This is a genomic window from Pseudomonas sp. FP198 (assembly GCF_030687895.1).
Taxonomy (GTDB): Bacteria; Pseudomonadota; Gammaproteobacteria; order Pseudomonadales; family Pseudomonadaceae; genus Aquipseudomonas.
Window position 1 is genome coordinate 5,230,043 of sequence record NZ_CP117452.1, and the last position, 16,128, is coordinate 5,246,170.

Annotated in this window: 14 protein-coding genes; 9 read left to right on the plus strand and 5 right to left on the minus strand. The window is 61.6% G+C overall.

The window, feature by feature from the left end:
- Nucleotides 1-28: 28 nt before the first annotated feature.
- Complete coding sequence (gene queG / locus PSH78_RS23815; protein ID WP_305497210.1) at nt 29-1,108, plus strand: tRNA epoxyqueuosine(34) reductase QueG; 1,080 nt, start codon at nt 29-31, stop codon at nt 1,106-1,108.
- Here queG and PSH78_RS23820 read toward each other — a convergent pair.
- Together PSH78_RS23820 and orn are read right to left on the minus strand one after the other, a co-directional pair.
- The gene (locus PSH78_RS23820) at nt 1,090-1,701 is read right to left on the minus strand and encodes a trimeric intracellular cation channel family protein (protein ID WP_305497211.1); all 612 of its coding nucleotides are present in this window, start codon (nt 1,699-1,701) and stop codon (nt 1,090-1,092) included. The genes queG and PSH78_RS23820 overlap by 19 nt on opposite strands.
- Nucleotides 1,702-1,944: 243 nt before the next feature.
- Complete coding sequence (gene orn / locus PSH78_RS23825) at nt 1,945-2,487, minus strand: oligoribonuclease (RefSeq protein WP_305497212.1); 543 nt, start codon at nt 2,485-2,487, stop codon at nt 1,945-1,947.
- A 109-nt stretch (nt 2,488-2,596) separates the two neighbouring features.
- Here orn and rsgA point away from each other — a divergent pair, with 109 nt between their 5' ends.
- On the plus strand, nt 2,597-3,628 hold the full coding sequence (gene rsgA / locus PSH78_RS23830; RefSeq protein ID WP_217861119.1) for a small ribosomal subunit biogenesis GTPase RsgA: 1,032 nt from the start codon (nt 2,597-2,599) through the stop codon (nt 3,626-3,628).
- A 148-nt stretch (nt 3,629-3,776) separates the two neighbouring features.
- Here rsgA and motB read toward each other — a convergent pair whose 3' ends face one another.
- Nucleotides 3,777-4,823 carry a flagellar motor protein MotB gene (gene motB, locus PSH78_RS23835; RefSeq protein ID WP_305497213.1) on the minus strand — a complete coding sequence of 349 codons (1,047 nt, stop codon included), beginning with the start codon at nt 4,821-4,823 and terminating at the stop codon, nt 3,777-3,779.
- 3 nt (nt 4,824-4,826) lie between these two features.
- A complete protein-coding gene (gene motA / locus PSH78_RS23840) occupies nt 4,827-5,678 on the minus strand; it encodes a flagellar motor stator protein MotA (RefSeq protein ID WP_305497215.1) in 852 nt (283 codons plus the stop codon).
- A 167-nt stretch (nt 5,679-5,845) separates the two neighbouring features.
- On the opposite strand from motA, the gene PSH78_RS23845 reads away from it, so the two are divergent.
- The 6 genes from PSH78_RS23845 to PSH78_RS23870 all read left to right on the plus strand — a co-directional run bounded on the left by PSH78_RS23845 (nt 5,846) and on the right by PSH78_RS23870 (nt 12,898).
- Nucleotides 5,846-7,384, plus strand: a complete 1,539-nt coding sequence (locus PSH78_RS23845) for an HDOD domain-containing protein (protein ID WP_305497216.1) — start codon at nt 5,846-5,848, stop codon at nt 7,382-7,384.
- A 42-nt stretch (nt 7,385-7,426) separates the two neighbouring features.
- A complete protein-coding gene (locus PSH78_RS23850) occupies nt 7,427-8,242 on the plus strand; it encodes a rhodanese-like domain-containing protein (RefSeq protein WP_305497217.1) in 816 nt (271 codons plus the stop codon).
- A 19-nt stretch (nt 8,243-8,261) separates the two neighbouring features.
- The gene (asd, locus tag PSH78_RS23855; protein WP_305497218.1) at nt 8,262-9,122 is read left to right on the plus strand and encodes an archaetidylserine decarboxylase; all 861 of its coding nucleotides are present in this window, start codon (nt 8,262-8,264) and stop codon (nt 9,120-9,122) included.
- 98 nt (nt 9,123-9,220) lie between these two features.
- On the plus strand, nt 9,221-10,441 hold the full coding sequence (locus tag PSH78_RS23860) for an O-antigen ligase (protein ID WP_305497219.1): 1,221 nt from the start codon (nt 9,221-9,223) through the stop codon (nt 10,439-10,441).
- Nucleotides 10,431-11,009 (plus strand): serine acetyltransferase, encoded by a 579-nt coding sequence (locus PSH78_RS23865; RefSeq protein WP_305497220.1) that lies wholly within the window; start codon nt 10,431-10,433, stop codon nt 11,007-11,009. Before PSH78_RS23860 ends, PSH78_RS23865 begins: the two co-directional genes overlap by 11 nt.
- A gap of 128 nt (nt 11,010-11,137) precedes the next feature.
- Nucleotides 11,138-12,898 (plus strand): molecular chaperone, encoded by a 1,761-nt coding sequence (locus PSH78_RS23870; protein ID WP_305497222.1) that lies wholly within the window; start codon nt 11,138-11,140, stop codon nt 12,896-12,898.
- Nucleotides 12,899-13,058: 160 nt separating this feature from the next.
- Here the strand turns inward: PSH78_RS23870 and serB are convergent, their stop codons facing one another.
- Nucleotides 13,059-14,273, minus strand: coding sequence for a phosphoserine phosphatase SerB (gene serB / locus PSH78_RS23875; RefSeq protein WP_305497223.1), 1,215 nt, complete (start codon nt 14,271-14,273; stop codon nt 13,059-13,061).
- 133 nt (nt 14,274-14,406) lie between these two features.
- Here serB and PSH78_RS23880 point away from each other — a divergent pair, with 133 nt between their 5' ends.
- Entirely contained in the window at nt 14,407-15,924 is a 1,518-nt protein-coding gene (locus PSH78_RS23880) for an AhpA/YtjB family protein (protein ID WP_305497224.1), read from the plus strand.
- The last annotated feature ends 204 nt before the right edge of the window (nt 15,925-16,128 follow it).

Here is a 16,128-nt window from a genome sequence, read left to right on the forward strand (position 1 = left end):
GCATCTCAGCTCCGGTTTCTCTCGCCTCATGCCTGCCATTCCCACAGACCTCCCCGCTCTCGCCCAATCCATCAAGGAGTGGGGCCGCGAGCTGGGTTTCCAGCAAGTCGGCATCAGCGGCCTGGACCTTGGCGAGCATGAGCAGCACTTGCAACGCTGGCTCGAAGCCGGCTACCACGGCGAAATGGATTACATGGGCGCCCACGGCAGCAAACGCTCGCACCCGGAAGAACTGGTTCCGGGCACGCTGCGGGTGGTGTCCCTGCGCATGGACTACCTGCCGGGCGACACCCGAATGGCGCAATTGCTTGGCGAACCGGAAAAAGCCTACGTCTCGCGTTATGCGTTGGGCCGCGATTACCACAAATTGATCCGTAAACGCGTGCAGCAATTGGCAGAAAAAATCCAGGCAGCCATCGGCCCCTTCGGCTATCGCGCGTTCGTCGACAGCGCACCGGTACTGGAAAAAGCCATCGCCGAACAGGCTGGACTGGGCTGGATCGGCAAAAATACCCTGGTGTTGAACCGCAAGGCCGGGAGTTATTTTTTCCTCAGCGAGCTTTTCGTCGACCTGCCGCTGCCGGTGGACTCGCCCCATGGCACCGAGCATTGCGGAAAATGCACCGCCTGCCTGGACATCTGTCCGACCAATGCTTTCGTCGGTCCTTACGTACTGGATGCCCGACGCTGCATTTCCTACCTGACGATCGAACTGAAAAACGCTATCCCCGAGGAGCTGCGGCCGCTGATCGGCAATCGGGTGTTCGGTTGCGATGACTGCCAGATCGTCTGTCCCTGGAATCGCTTCGCCCGGCCGTCCGCGGAAGGCGACTTCAAGCCACGCCACAACCTGGACAATGCCGAACTGGCCGAGCTGTTCATGTGGGATGAGGACAGGTTTCTCAGCAGCACCGAAGGTTCGCCATTACGCCGCGCCGGTTATGAGCGCTGGCTGCGTAACCTGGCGGTGGGACTCGGCAACGCGCCGACGACAATTCCCGTGCTGGAGGCGTTGAAGGCTCGACAGGACTATCCGTCAGCCCTGGTGCAGGAACATGTGCAATGGGCGCTGCGCCAACATGCCGAGCGTCAGACTTCGTCGTTATAGACGAACTTGGGCATTTCCCAGTGGAACCGGATCGCCAGGAGCCGCAGCAGGAAACCACCGAACAGGGTGATCAGGATCGCCTGCTCGCTGGGCAATTGCAGGTAGACGCACAGCAGGTAGCACCACGCGGCGGCGAACGAGACGCTGGCATAGAGTTCGCGACGGAAAATCAGCGGGATATCGTTACAGAAGATATCCCGGAGAATGCCGCCAAACACCCCGGTGATCACCCCACTGACCGAGGCCACCAACATGCCATGGCCCATTTCCAGCGCGGTCATGCAGCCGATCAAGGTAAACGCCACCAGCCCAACGGCATCGAGCACCAGGAACAACGAGCGCAGGTGACGCATCCAGCGTGCCAGGAATACTGTCAGCATGGCCGCCGCGGTGGTCAGCACCAGGTATTCCGGATGCTTGACCCAGGTCAGTGGGTAATGCCCCAGCAGCACGTCGCGCACCGAGCCGCCACCCAGCGCCGTGATACAGGCGATCAGCACCACGCCGAACCAGTCCATGCCACGCCGCCCGGCAGACAAGGCGCCGGTCATGGCTTCGGCGGTAATGGCGATCAGATACAGCATCAGCAGCATGGTGGCAGTCCTTGCGGGAAGGCGCGCAGTCTAGCCAGTTTGGGCTGGCACCAAAAGGGGGCGCGGCGCCGACCCTGGCTGAGAGGATCCCCTGTGGCGAGGGAGCTTGCTCCCGCTCGGCTGCGCAGCAGTCGCAAACCAGACAATTGAGTCTTCCTGGAAAACTGCTGGGGCCTGCTTCGCAGGCCAGCGGGAGCAAGCTCCCTCGCCACAAAAACAATCTCGCCAGTCGCTGGGTGCCGGTCAGAACTTGATGAAGTGCTTGCGATAATGCTGCAACTCGGCGATGGACTCGCGGATGTCATCCAGGGCCAGGTGGGTGCTGCCCTTCTGGAAACTGTCTCGCACTTCTGGCGCCCAGCGGGCGGCCAGCTCCTTGAGCGTGGAGACATCCAGGTTGCGGTAATGGAAATAGCTTTCCAGGGATTTCATGTGGGTATAAAGGAAGCGCCGGTCCTGGCAAATGCTGTTGCCACAGATCGGCGACTTGCCCCTTGGCACCCATTGTTCCAGGAAGGCGATGGTCTGGGCTTCGGCCTCGGCCATGCTGATCCTGCTCTCGCGCACCCGTTGGGTCAGGCCCGAGCCGCCGTGCTGGCGGGTGTTCCACTCGTCCATGCCGGCGAGCACCTCATCACTGTGGTGGATCGCAATCACCGGACCCTCGGCCAGGGTGTTGAGGTCGCTGTCGGTGACGATGGTGGCCATTTCGATGATGACGTCGGTGTCAGGGTTCAGACCGGTCATTTCCAGGTCGATCCAGATCAGGTTCTGCGGGTTTTGCATGGGGGAGCTCCTCGGCTTAGCTGCGCAGTTTAGCCTAGGCAACCGGTCGGGCGTGCTAAACTCGCCGCCGTTTTACCCTATTCGCTGCATTTCTTCATACGGAACACCCATGGCCAAACGCCAACTCAATCGTCGTCAGAACTGGCGCATCGAAAAGATCCAGGGCGAGCGCGCCGCCCGCGCAGCCAAACGTGAATCCAGTGCCGTCGAGGCCCTGGAGGGCGGAGACCTGGGCCCTGAGCAGACCGGGCTGGTGATCGCGCATTTCGGCGTCCAGGTCGAGGTCGAGGCCCAGGAAGGCGAGTTGGCCGGTCAGGTATTCCGCTGCCATTTGCGGGCCAATCTGCCGGCGCTGGTGACCGGCGACCAGGTGGTCTGGCGGGCCGGCAACCAGGGCATCGGCGTGATCGTCGCGCAACTGCCGCGCCACACCGAGCTGTGCCGCCCGGACAGCCGGGGCCAGCTCAAGCCGGTGGCGGCCAACGTCGACATGATCGTGATTGTCTTCGCTCCGCTGCCCGAGCCCCACGCCAACCTGATCGACCGTTACCTGGTGGCGGCCGAACACGCCGGCATCCGCCCGTTGCTGTTGCTCAACAAGTTCGACCTGATCGACGAACACAACGCCCCGGCGCTGAACGCCCTGCTGTCGGTCTATCGGGATCTGGGTTACCCGGTGCTGGAAGTCTCGGCCCATCACGGCAACGGCATGGAGCAATTGCAGCAGCAACTCGACGGGCGCATCAGCGTGTTCGTCGGCCAGTCCGGCGTCGGCAAGTCATCGCTGGTCAACAGCCTGCTGCCGGAAGTCGAGACCCGCGTCGGGCCGTTGTCCGAGCTGTCCGGCCAAGGCACCCACACCACCACCACCGCGCGACTGTTCCATTTTCCCGGCGGCGGTGAATTGATCGACTCGCCGGGCATCCGCGAGTTTGGCCTGGGCCACGTCAGCCGGGCCGATGTCGAAGCCGGGTTCATCGAGTTCAACGACCTGATCGGCACCTGCCGCTTCCGCGACTGCAAGCACGATCGCGAGCCCGGTTGTGCCTTGCTCAAGGCGCTGGAAGAAGGCCGCGTGCATCAACAACGGATGAACAGCTACCGTTCGATCATCGCGAGCTTGCCGGAAAGCAGTTACTGATTGTGGCGAGGGGATTTATCCCCGCTGGGGTGCGAAGCGCCCCCCTTTCCATGTAGATGAACAACAGGGCTGCTACGCAGCCCAGCGGGGATAAATCCCCTCGCCACAAGTAAATCCCCTCGCCACAGGTTTGCGATCGCCAGTCAGGTCACTGCGCTGGCGGCTCCGCCGGTTTCGGCGCGGCGTCGTCGAACAGGTTCAGGCGCTCGCGCAACTCATGGGCCGGCACTGGTTGCTGGTCCGCCGGCAGCGCGTTCGGATCGGCAGCCGCGCCAGGCGTGGCGGGCGATGCAGGCGCTTCACCCGGCGCGCCCTCGCCCGTAGCCGGGTCTGGCGCCGGATCGTCGGTTTGCGAACCTTCGATGGCTTTCTGGGCTTTCTTGGTCAACACCACGATGTCGATGCGGCGGTTGACCGGGTTGAACGGATCCTTGCGATCGAACAGTGCCGAAGACGCATAACCGACGACCCGCGCCACTTGCTCATCCGGATAGCTGCCCGCCACCAAGGCACGCCGTGCCGCGTTGGCCCGGTTGGCCGACAGTTCCCAGTTACCGAAGTCGCCTTTGCCGACGTAAGGCTTGGCATCGGTGTGGCCACTGATGCTGATCTTGTTCGGCACCGCTTTGATGGTATCGGCCATGGCCAGCAGGATGTCTTCGAAATACGGCTTCAGGCGCGCACTGCCAGAGTCGAACATCGGACGGTTATCGGCGTCCATGATCTGGATGCGCAGGCCGTTCGGTGTGATCTCGAAAAGGATCTGGTCCTTGAATTTCTGTAGTTCAGGATTCTCTTCAACCTTGTTCTGCAATTCCTGCAGGAGCAGTTCCAGGCGTTCGCGCTCGACCTGCTCGGCCATGCCCTCGGCCTCATTGGCGTCGACAGTCGCCTTGTCAGGCTGAGGCTGGGACTTGACCTCGGGGTTGAGGGTATTTTCCGGCGCCAGGACGGGCGAGCCGCCCAGGTCGATGATGTAGGGCGTGCCGCTCTCGGAAAAACCGATCGGATCCTTGAAGTAACCGGCGATGGCGATCTTCTGTTCCGGGGTCGCGGTGGACAGCAGCCACAGCACCAGGAAGAACGCCATCATCGCCGTGGCGAAGTCGGCGAAGGCAATTTTCCAGGCGCCGCCATGGTGCCCGCCGGCAATGCGCTTGACGCGCTTGACTATAATGGGCTGGTTATTTTCCATGGCTTAGCGACCGCGAACCGCTTGTTCCAGCTCGGCGAAGCTTGGACGGTGCGCCGGGTACAGGACCTTGCGACCGAACTCCACCGCCAGGGACGGCGGCATGCCCGAGGCCGAAGCCACCAGGGAAGCCTTGATGGCCTCATAGACGTTGAGTTCTTCCTTGGCGTCATGCGCCAGGGAATGGGCCAGCGGGCCGAAGAAACCGTACGCCGCCAGGATACCGAAGAAAGTACCCACCAATGCCGCGCCCACGTGCAGGCCGATGGACGCCTGATCGCCTTCACCCAGGGATGCCATGGTCACCACGATGCCCAATACCGCCGCAACGATACCGAAGCCGGGCATGCCGTCGGCGATGCCGTTGACTGCATGAGACGGGTGCTCAAGGTCTTCCTTGAGGCTGTACAGCTCCATGTCGAACAAACCTTCAAGCTCATGGGGGGCCATGTTGCCGGACGACATGATGCGCAGGTAGTCACAGATGAACGCCGTCATGCGCTCGTCTTTCAGCACCGAGGGGTACTTGGCGAAGATCGGGCTGGCGGCGGCGTCTTCGATGTCACCCTCGATCGCCATCATGCCTTCGCGGCGGCTTTTGTTGAGGATCTCGTAGACCAGCCCCAGCACCTCGAGATAGAAGGTGTGGCTGAAACGCGAGCCGAACATGCTCAAGGATTTCTTGAGCACATGCATTGTCATATAGCCAGGGTTGGCCTGCAGGAATGCACCAAGGGCTGCACCGCCGATGATCAACACCTCGAAAGGCTGGACCAGGGCGGCAATCTTGCCATGGGAGAGCACGTATCCGCCGAGCACGCTCGCGAACACGACGATGATGCCGATAATTTTAGCCATAGATAGAAAGTACTTATTTAAGTCGGGTTCAAGGTCATATTCGGAAGCTGAAAAATCTCTTCTTCTACTTATCGGCAAAACTGCGCCAGACTATAGCCAGTTCCGGCGAAAAGCCAATTTTGCCCCGTTCCGGGCGTAGATACCCCATGCGATGATCACGTCCAACCATGGCTAACGAAACGAACGTCCCAACTCCAAGACCGACCACCCTCGAAGGCTGGGTAAAGCTGCTCGAGGGCGTGCACCTGCCGGTGCCCCAGGCCAGCCACGACCTGGTCTGCAAGGCGATTGGCGACAGTCGCCGCTCGCTGCGTGACATCGCCGAATTGATGCAGGACAGCCCCGCGCTGGCCCTGAGCGTCATCCGCGAAGCCAACCACCACACGCACGGCACCCTGGCGGAACCGGCGGAAAACCTTGAGGTGGCGATCAACCGCCTCGGCCTCAAGCGCACCGAAGAACTGCTCGCTCGCCTGCCCTCACTGCCGGGGCAGCAGATCCCTTTGGCCCTGCGCCAGTTGCAATTGATCAGCCAGCACGCCACGCAACAGGCCAACGGTTTTTTTGCCAGTCGCCTGGCGCGGCTGTGGCAAGACATCCATTGGGGCAGCCTGCTGTTCCTGTCACCGCTCTGGCCGCTGGCCCTCACTCATCCACGATTGCTCGGGGAATGGGAGCTGCGCGTCGTTCATAAAGGCCAGCCAGCTGGCGAAGTGGAGCGTGAACTGTTCGGCGTCAGCCTGCTGAAAATCTGCCTGGCATTGGTGGAGACCTGGCGCCTGCCGGTCTGGGTAGCGCAGGGCTATCGCCTGCTGCTCAACGAGCGTCGCGAACTGGTCAAAGTGCTGCGCATTGCGCGCGACAGTGAGCATCCGCTGCGCCAACAGAATCGCCTGGACGACGACCCGACCCTGCGGCGCTGGCTCAATCAGCCAGCCAACACCGTGCTGCTGGCCAACGGCCTGGCACTTTCGGCACAGCAGGCGTGGGACGGCCCGCACAGTGCCCGCTGGCAATACCTGACCAGCCTGTATCTGCAGATGCCGATGGACGACATTCAGCAACAGCTTCACCAACAGGCCGCCAACAGCGCGCGCCAGCACGCCATGCCGGACCTCTGGCATCCCGCCGTGGCGCTGATCTGGCCGCCGGGCAGCAAGCGGGTCCACCCAGGCTTGCTGCCCGCCGCCCCGCCCAGCGCCCAGGACCTGAGCCAGTGGCGCAAACAATGCGCCGCGTTGCTGGTGGAACCGAGCCCATTCCGCAACGCCATGCACCTGACCACCTCGGCCCGGGATGCGCTAGCGGCATGTGGCATGCGCCGGGTCATGATCTTGATGGCCGACCGCAGCCAGACCAGCGTACGCGTGCATCAGACTGCCGGTTTGCCCAAGGAGGCGGCGGCCATGAGCTTCTCCATCAGCCAAAGCAAAATCCTGCAACGATTACTTGCCCAGCAGGCCCAGGTTCGCCTGACCCCGCAAAACAACGCCCAATATTCGGCATTGCTGCCAGCGGGCCTGCGCAGCCTGTTTCGCGGCGAACACCTGCTGCTGCGCTCTCTGACCTGTAACGGTCGAGTGATTATGCTGGTGGTGGTAGACCAGGGCGGCGGACCATTTTCGGATGTGACGGTACAAGCTTTCGGTAAAACCGTGCAGTGCATCGAGCGCGCCCTGCACAGCTTCACGAACCGCGGCCGCTGAACTTGCTACAATCCTTTCCCTTTGCGCCCCAGGAGACCTCACATGCCTGACTTCTCTGGCTTGCCGCTGGTAATCGAACCGAGCGAACTGCTCCCGCGCCTCGATGCTCCCGAGCTGATTCTGGTGGACCTCACCAGCGCGGCCCGCTACGGCAACGGGCACATCCCCGGCGCGCGCTTCGTCGATCCCAAGCGCACGCAACTGGGTCAGCCTCCGGCCCCAGGCCTGTTGCCGGCAAAAGCCGACCTTGAGGCGCTGTTCGGCGAACTCGGACACAACCCCGACGCCGTCTACGTGGTGTATGACGATGAAGGCGGTGGTTGGGCCGGGCGCTTCATCTGGCTGTTGGACGTGATCGGCCATTCGAATTATCACTACCTCGACGGTGGCTTGCTGTCCTGGCTGGATGAGGGCCTGCCAGTATCCACTGAAGTGCCCGCGCCCGGCGCAGGCCCGGTGAGCCTTGTGCTGCACGACGAACCCACTGCCACGCGCGAATACCTGCAAGGCCGTCTCGGCGCCGCCGACCTGGCGATCTGGGATGCACGCGGCCCGCTGGAGTACTCCGGCGAAAAAGTCGTCGCGGCCAGAGGCGGCCACATTCCCGGCGCGGTGAACTTCGAATGGACCGCCGGCATGGACCCGACGCGCAACCTGCGCATTCGCAAGGACATGCCCCAGATCCTCGAACAGCTGGGCATTACGCCCGACAAGGAAATCATTACCCACTGCCAGACTCACCACCGCTCTGGCTTTACCTATCTGGTGGCCAAGGCGCTCGGTTACCCGCGAGTCAAAGGCTACGCCGGTTCCTGGGGCGAATGGGGCAACCACCCTGACACCCCGATCGAGCTTTGAAGATTCCTAAGGACATTTAATGAAGAACCGCTTGTTCATCCTTTCCCAATACCTGCTGCCGCACCACTTGCTGTCGCGCCTCGCCGGCTGCATCGCCGAATGCCGCGTGCGCTGGTTCAAGAACGCCTTTACGGCCTGGTTCGCCAAGCGCTACCAGGTGGATATGTCCCAGGCCCTGGTGGAAGACCTGAGCGCCTACGAGCACTTCAACGCCTTCTTCACCCGCGCGCTGAAAGACGGTGCCCGCCCCCTGGATCAAACCCCAGGCGCGATTCTCAGCCCCGCCGACGGCGCCGTCAGCCAGCTCGGTCCGATCGAGCATGGCCGCGTGTTCCAGGCCAAGGGCCACAGCTTCAGCGTGCTGGAACTGCTCGGCGGCGATGCGGCCAACGCAGCGCCATTCATGGGCGGTGACTTCGCGACGATTTACCTGTCGCCCAAGGATTACCACCGCGTGCACATGCCGTTGGCCGGCACGCTGCGGGAAATGGTCTACATCCCCGGACGGATTTTCTCGGTCAACCAGACCACCGCCGAAAACGTTCCGGAGCTGTTCGCCCGCAACGAACGCGTAGCATGCATTTTCGACACCGAACGCGGGCCGATGGCCGTGGTGCTGGTGGGGGCAATGATCGTGGCGTCCATCGAGACGGTCTGGGCCGGCCTGGTGACACCGCCCAAGCGCCAACTCAAGACCTTCCGTTATGACGAAGCCGCCCGTGCGCCGATTCACCTGGAGAAGGGCGCCGAGCTGGGCCGCTTCAAACTGGGTTCGACCGCTATCGTGCTGTTCGGGCCGGATCAAGTGAAGTGGGCCGAAGACCTGGTAGCCGGCTCGCCGGTGCAGATGGGTCAAGGACTGGCATTACCCAAGGCTTGACCACCGAGGCAGCGACGTGAGTCGCTGCCATCGTCGGCGGTCTCCCCCACGCCTTGGAAACTCAGCCCTGGCTCCCATTCACTGCCCCTGGAATAGGTATGACACGTTCGGTTTTTACCAGATACACCGTGCTAGTTCTGATGATCGGATTCACCGTACACCTGACAGGGCTACTTTTCATCACCGACGGCAGCACCTACACGACGATTTCCAACCTGAGCCTGTTCCTGCCTGCATTGCTCTTGTGCATTGTCGACGCACGCCTGCGCCAAAGCCTGATGCAGAAACGCTATTGGCCGGTCCTGCTGATGCTGGCCTTCTCATTGCTGATCGCACTCCTGAACCCCGGCTCATCGACATCCGCCTTTTCGCAGTTCAAAACCGTGCTCTACGTGACCTTGTACCTAGGTACGGTCCACATACTGGTTCGAGAGGGGCTGCTTGAAAAAAGCCTCACGTTTGCCTTCGCCGTGGCAGGACTCTTTGCAATCGCAGGCCTGGTGATTCATTTCGTACAGCAAGACCAGAACATCTTTTTTACGGGCGGGCGCTTGTACAACCTGGGGTATGGCGACTATGCGAACTTCAGGAACCCGATCATCGCTGCGCTGTACTACGGTTTTTTTGGCATCTACGGGTTCCACCTCCTGTTGACCAAACCCTGCGGCACATGGCTCAGAGTCTTCTACATGGCGTGCGTGGCAGGCCTGTCGCTGTACCTGTTCTGCACCCTTTCAAGGGCCGTCTGGCTTGGGTATGGCCTGGCCATCTGCACCAGCGTGGTGTTCCAACACACACCACGAACAAGAAAATGGCTGTACCTCACAGGTGCTCTTTTTCTTGTGGCAGTTGCATGGTTATGGCCAGTCATTGTCGATCAGCAAAGTCGTGGATTCAGCCTTCGCGACCTGATCTGGGCTGGCTGGCTGAGCCGCATCGAAGAGTTCTGGCTATTCGGGGCCGGCGCGGGGAGCAATTTTGACATCTGCGTTTTGGAAACCCAATGCTACAACCAGGTGCACAACCTGTTCCTGCAGTTCTTTTATGAGTTCGGGGTCGTCGGGGCGGCGCTGCTGTTACTGGCCGTTATCCATGTTTTCATCTGCGCCGTTGACAGAAAAACCTGGATAAACCCAATAGGCTCGGCGGGTTTTCCTCTGCTTATCTTCGGAATAGTGACGGCCATGTTCGACTACCACACAGTATTCAACAGGCCCGGGGTCTATTGGATCGTCTTCTGGCTTCCTATCGGAATCATTCTTTCCCAGCGTTTTTTACCAGGCCCTGCGTCTTGCAAAGAGGCTGTCGATGCTCATTGATATTTTCCGATCAGCCAAACGTTACTGGCATATCGAAATCCTTGGTGGCCTGGACAAACCGTTCAGATGGCGCCGGCTTTACCAGAAGTGCCAGCGCATCAACCGGTACCGCTATCTGTTCTGGTTTCGCCTGGCCTATGCCATGCATCAGCAGGACAGCAAATTCTGGAGACGGCGCGGCAAACTGCTGAACGAGCGAATCAGTCGCCAGTTCAATGTGGAGATCATGCTCGGCGCCACCATTGGGGAAGGGCTGTGGATCGCGCACCCGAATGGAATCGTTATCACCTCGCACGCCGTTATCGGCAAAGACTTCAAGATCTGGCAGAACTGCACGCTGGGCATCAAGGGCCAAAGCGAGGCTGCGCTCTTGCGTATCGGTGACGGCGTCAGGGTACATGCCCATGCCTGCATCATTTCAGATGACCTGGAGCTGGGCGACAACGTGATCGTCGGCGCTGGCGCCTTCGTCAACAAAAGTATCCCGGCCAACCACTTGTATATCACCCGCAGCGTCGGCGAAATGAAAGCCTACGATCCCCAGTCAATGGGCCGTCTGCAAAGCTAGCGTGGCCGAGCGGCGCTGCGGCGGTGTGGACGCCGCGGGCGCCAGGTGTCGCCGCAGCATGATCTTTTGCCCACACCTGCTAGAGTTGGAAACATTCCCTTCATTTCCCGCCGGAGCCCATCCACGGCATGAATGAGACCAGCCCTCTCCAGTTACTGCGCGTCTCGACACCGACCCAGTCGCGCCTGTCCTTCTGCGATGCCACGCCACGCGACCTCAAGCGCTGGATCGGCAACCTGCCCAAGGCCAACATCGGTGAAACCGCGCGCCTGCTGTACCAGGCCCTCGGTGAACTGAACCAGTTGCTCACCCCGAGTGAAAATCGCCTGCAACTGCTCGAACTGTTGCGGCCCGAGGTTTATTACGTCTGCAAGCACCTGGAGCGACATTTCCTGCAACAGGCCATCGTGCTGGATGAGCGCTCGCGCAAGATCGTCAACCTGAGCCAGGCCCTGCAGACTCATTTGGCGATGGGATACAAACAAATCGTCGCGCGCATCTCGCCAAAATTCACCAAGGACCGGGCGCGCCTGCTGGCGACAGCGCTGCAACGGGCGATACATGCCCTCGACGGCACGCTGTTGCGAGCCAGCCAGCTATACAGCCCCGTGCCTGAAGGTTTATGGCTCGATTTGCACCAGCTGTACCGGATCGCCTGCCAGCACCGATTGCAGCACCTCAGCGTTGGCGATGAGCTGGCCAGCCAGGTCCCTCAATTGAATGCCGAGCAGACCTACGTCGTCGCCCTGCTGCTGGGCGCGTCGCGCAGCAACCAGTTACGCCAGAGCCAGATCGCACGGCTGGCCGAGGTGCTGGAGCCGTGGAGCCAGAGCGTCAAGCTCGACCCGGCCGTCACCGCCGCCAGTCTGTTTGCCGTCGCACCACAACTGGACGTAGGGCCGCGCTATCGCTCCAAATTTCGCGCCGAACAGCAACCGAGCCTGCAAGGGTTCGATCCACAGCCTCTGGTGCGAGCCATCAGCGCTCATCTGGCGCAACCTGGCGACTCGTCCCTGGCGGTACCTGCCGGCATGAGTGCCGACACCTTGCATCATCTGCAAGCGGCCTGGGGCGAAGCCGCCGAACGCAGCTTCCAACGCACCGAAGGCAACGGCACGCTGACCCTGTGCGTGGGCATGAGCGCGCTGCACTATTACCTTGGGGGCGAACGTTCCTTCAGCGAAATCCTGAAGAACCCAGCCATGCGCAAGGCCCGATTCGAGGCCTCGCCGACCAAAACCAACGACACCTGGAACCAGGCGTTCGACGCCGCGCCAGCCGGCGACAGTGACCTCTTGCCCTACGAGGAAATCGAGTATCCGGTCAACCCGGCCGATGACGACGGCGCCAGTTCCGACAACCAGCATCATTTCCCGACCTTTGAGCTGCCGATCATCAATCACAGCCCGGGAGGGTACTGCCTCGGCTGGCCGAAGGAAGTGCCGGAGCAATTGCAGGCCGGGGAGATGGTCGGGATTCGTGACACCAGCGACCAGGCCTGGAGTATCGCCGTGGTCCGCTGGATCCGGCAGGTGCGCAACGGTGCGATGCAAATGGGCATTGAACTGGTAGCTCCCCATGCCCAGCCCTGCGGCGTGCAATTGGCGCGCGAGCAGAACGAGCAAGGCCACTATCTGCGGGGGTTGCTGCTGCCGGAAATCAGCGCGATCGACCTGCCGCCCACGATGATCGCTCCGCGCCTGCCCTTCCAGGAAGGCCAGCGGGTATTGATCAATACCAACGGACAGGAAAGACGGGCCTCGCTGGATCGGCGCGTGACCAGCACCCACAGCTTCAATCAGTTTGCCTATCACCCCGAAGACTCAGGCACCGGCGGGGATGGCAGTGACAAGGAAGGCGATTTTGATTCGCTGTGGAAGTCTCTCTAGGGTGATGCAAGCCTTTGGTGGCGAGGGGATTTATCCCCGCTGGGCTGCGTAGCAGCCCGATTGCAGTCACCCCGATCAACCAATACATCGCAGTGCCTGATCTAGGGTTGCTGCGCAACCCAGCGGGGATAAATCCCCTCGCCACAGGGCTTATTGCAAACTAAACCTGTCCGTCGCGATCCCTGAAGCCCAGCAAATACAGCACCCCATCCAACCCCAGGGTCGAAATGGCCTGCCTGGCTGATTGCTTGACCAGCGGTTTGGCACGGAACGCCACGCCCAGCCCGGCGATCGCAAGCATCGGCAAGTCGTTGGCGCCGTCACCGACCGCAATGGTCTGCTCCAGGCGAAGGCCTTCCTTTGCGGCCAGCTCACGCAGCAAGTCCGCCTTGCGCTGGGCATCGACGATCGGCTCGACAGCCACGCCGGTGACCTTGCCATCCACCACTTCCAGTTCGTTGGCGAACACGTAGTCGATGCCGAGCCTGGCCTGCAATTGCTTGGCGAAGTAAGTGAAGCCGCCGGACAGGATGGCGGTCTTGTAGCCCAGGCGCTTGAGTTCGGCAAACAGGGTTTCGGCGCCTTCGGTCAGGCGCAACGAGGCACCGATCGAGTCGAGCACACTGACATCCAGGCCTTTGAGCAACGCCAGGCGCTCCTTGAAGCTGGCGCGGAAATCCAGCTCGCCGGCCATCGCCCGCTCGGTAATCGCCGACACCTTGTCGCCGACGCCGGCAGCCTTGGCCAACTCATCGATGACCTCGGCTTCGATCAACGTCGAGTCCATGTCGAACACCGCCAGGCGACGGTTGCGACGAAACAGCGAATCCTCCTGGAAGGCGATGTCGACGTTCAGCTCCTGCGCCACGCTGAGGAATTCGGCGCGCAAAGCCTGGGGATCGGCGGGTTCGCCGCGCACGGAAAATTCGATGCAGCCCTTGCCTTGATCGGCCGGAGTATCCAGCGGCATGCGCCCGGACAGTCGGTCGATATGGTCGATATTCAGGCCGTATTGGGCGGTGATCGAACTGACGCGCTGCAATTGCTCGGCGGTCACCTTGCGAGTCAACAGCGTCACGATATGGCGCTTCTTGCCCTGGCCAGCCACCCACTGTTGGTAATCTTCCTCGGACACCGGGGTGAAACGCACCTGCTGATCAAGCTTGTATGCAGTGAACAGGATGTCCTTGAGCACCGATTTGCTGTGTTCGGCGTCCGGGATTTCAACCAGGATGCCAAACGACAGCGTGTCGTGGATCACCGCCTGACCGATGTCGAGAATGTTCACACCACCTTGGGCCAGAACGCCGGTAATGGCCGCAGTCAGACCCGGACGGTCGCTGCCAGTGATGTTTATCAGGACGATTTCGCGCAAGGCGCACCCCCGCAGGTGGAAAAAAACCGCATTCTACCCACATTCAGTGACCATCGGGCACCGCCAGTGCTTTGCCGGTCATGGGGCTGTCGCTATACTGCGCGTCAATTTCACGGACAAAGAGCCGAGCTCAGTGAACCGGCCCACGCCAGTCAAAACCGACAACTTCTTCCTGCTGATCTTCCGTGCATTGCGCCATCGCCGCGTGCCGATCGCATTGCGCATTGCCAGCCATAACGTGATCCTGGTCGCCTTGGCCCTGGTCATCTATGCCTGCGTGATGGGCCTGCAATTCAAGCAGGCCATGCACGAGCAGGCGGATGCCCTGGGCGAAAGCCTGACCACCCAGACCGCCACGTCCGCCACCGAGCTGCTGGTGTCCAACGACATCCTCAGCCTCAATGTGCTGCTCAACAACCTGACCAAGAACAAGCTGGTGGCCCACGCCGCCATCTACAGCGTGGACAACCGCATCCTCGCCGAGGCCGGCCAGCGTCCCAAGCCAGGCTTGCTCGGCGAAACCGGCGGCATGTACCAGAGCAAGATCACCTTCCAGGACGTGACCGCCGGCCAACTGCGCATCAGCCTGGACATGGACCAGTTCCAGCAACCCATGACCATCAGCCTGCAAAGCATGGGCATCCTCAGCGCGATCCTGCTGGCATTGGCCCTGGCGTTGAGCTTGCGCCTGGGGCGGCATATATCCACGCCGCTGTTGCAGTTGCGCGTCTGGCTGCGAGACATCGACGAACACACGCCAGCCACCCAGCGCCAGGATGAAATCGGCGACCTGGCCCGGCAGCTGCACGCCAGCTTCGCGCCGGAGCCGGAACCCGTGCCGGAGCCAGAAGACATCGACTACGTTGACGAGGACGATGCGGAGCCGGGCTTCGCGGTGCGCAACCTGCGCGACCCGGGGTTCGACGAAAGCGCGCCGCTGCCCGCTGCCCGCCCCGCGCCGCGACATGTGGTGCGCACCGTCGAAGACGACGATGACGACGAGGCCTTTGCCGATTTGCGCGACGATTCGATTGGCGGCGAACCACAACCGCTCGCCCGCCCTGTCGCCTCGAACCAGCCCCAGCACAGCGCCGTTCTGGCCGTACAACTGGGCGCCCAGGACCAACTAAGGCGCCTGCCCCAGGCCCGCCTGAAAGAGCTGCTCGAACGCTATCGCGACTGCCTCGACCAGGCCGCATCGCTTTATCAAGGCGAGCTGCACACCCTGAACGACGGCAGTACGCTGATGCTGTTCCACACCGAGGACAGCGGCGACGACTACCTGACCAACGCCATCTGCTGCGGTGAATTGCTGCGGGCGCTGGGTCATCAATTGCAGATCGAAGTCGCCGACAGCGGCATCACTCTGCAATTGCAACTGGGCCTGACCCTGGGCGATGGCTTGTTCGGCCTGAGCCAGATCGACCTGCTGCTGACCGAAACCGCCCAGGACGCCCTGGCCCTTTCCCAACACAGCCGCAACCTGCTGCTGGTGGAGCGCAAGATCAATGACGACGCGCTGATCCGCCAACGCGCACGCATCCGTCCGATCGCCAGCCCCGAGGGCGCCTGCTGTGTGGAACGACTGATGGAGCCTTATCCGTCGATGCTGGAACGGCAACTGGCGCGGATGCATGAGCGCCAGGCCTGAGTTCCGCTGCCTGGAATAACGAAGCCCGCAGATGAGTGATCGTCTGCGGGCTTTTTTATTGGCTTCGATGGCCTCTTCGCGAGCAGGCTCGCTCCCGCACTGGATCTGTGACTCGCATCCCTCCCTGTGGGAGCGAGCCTGCTCGCGAAAGGGCCAGGACAATCACCGGAAATCCAAGGGCCAGAAACAACAAAGCCCGCATCA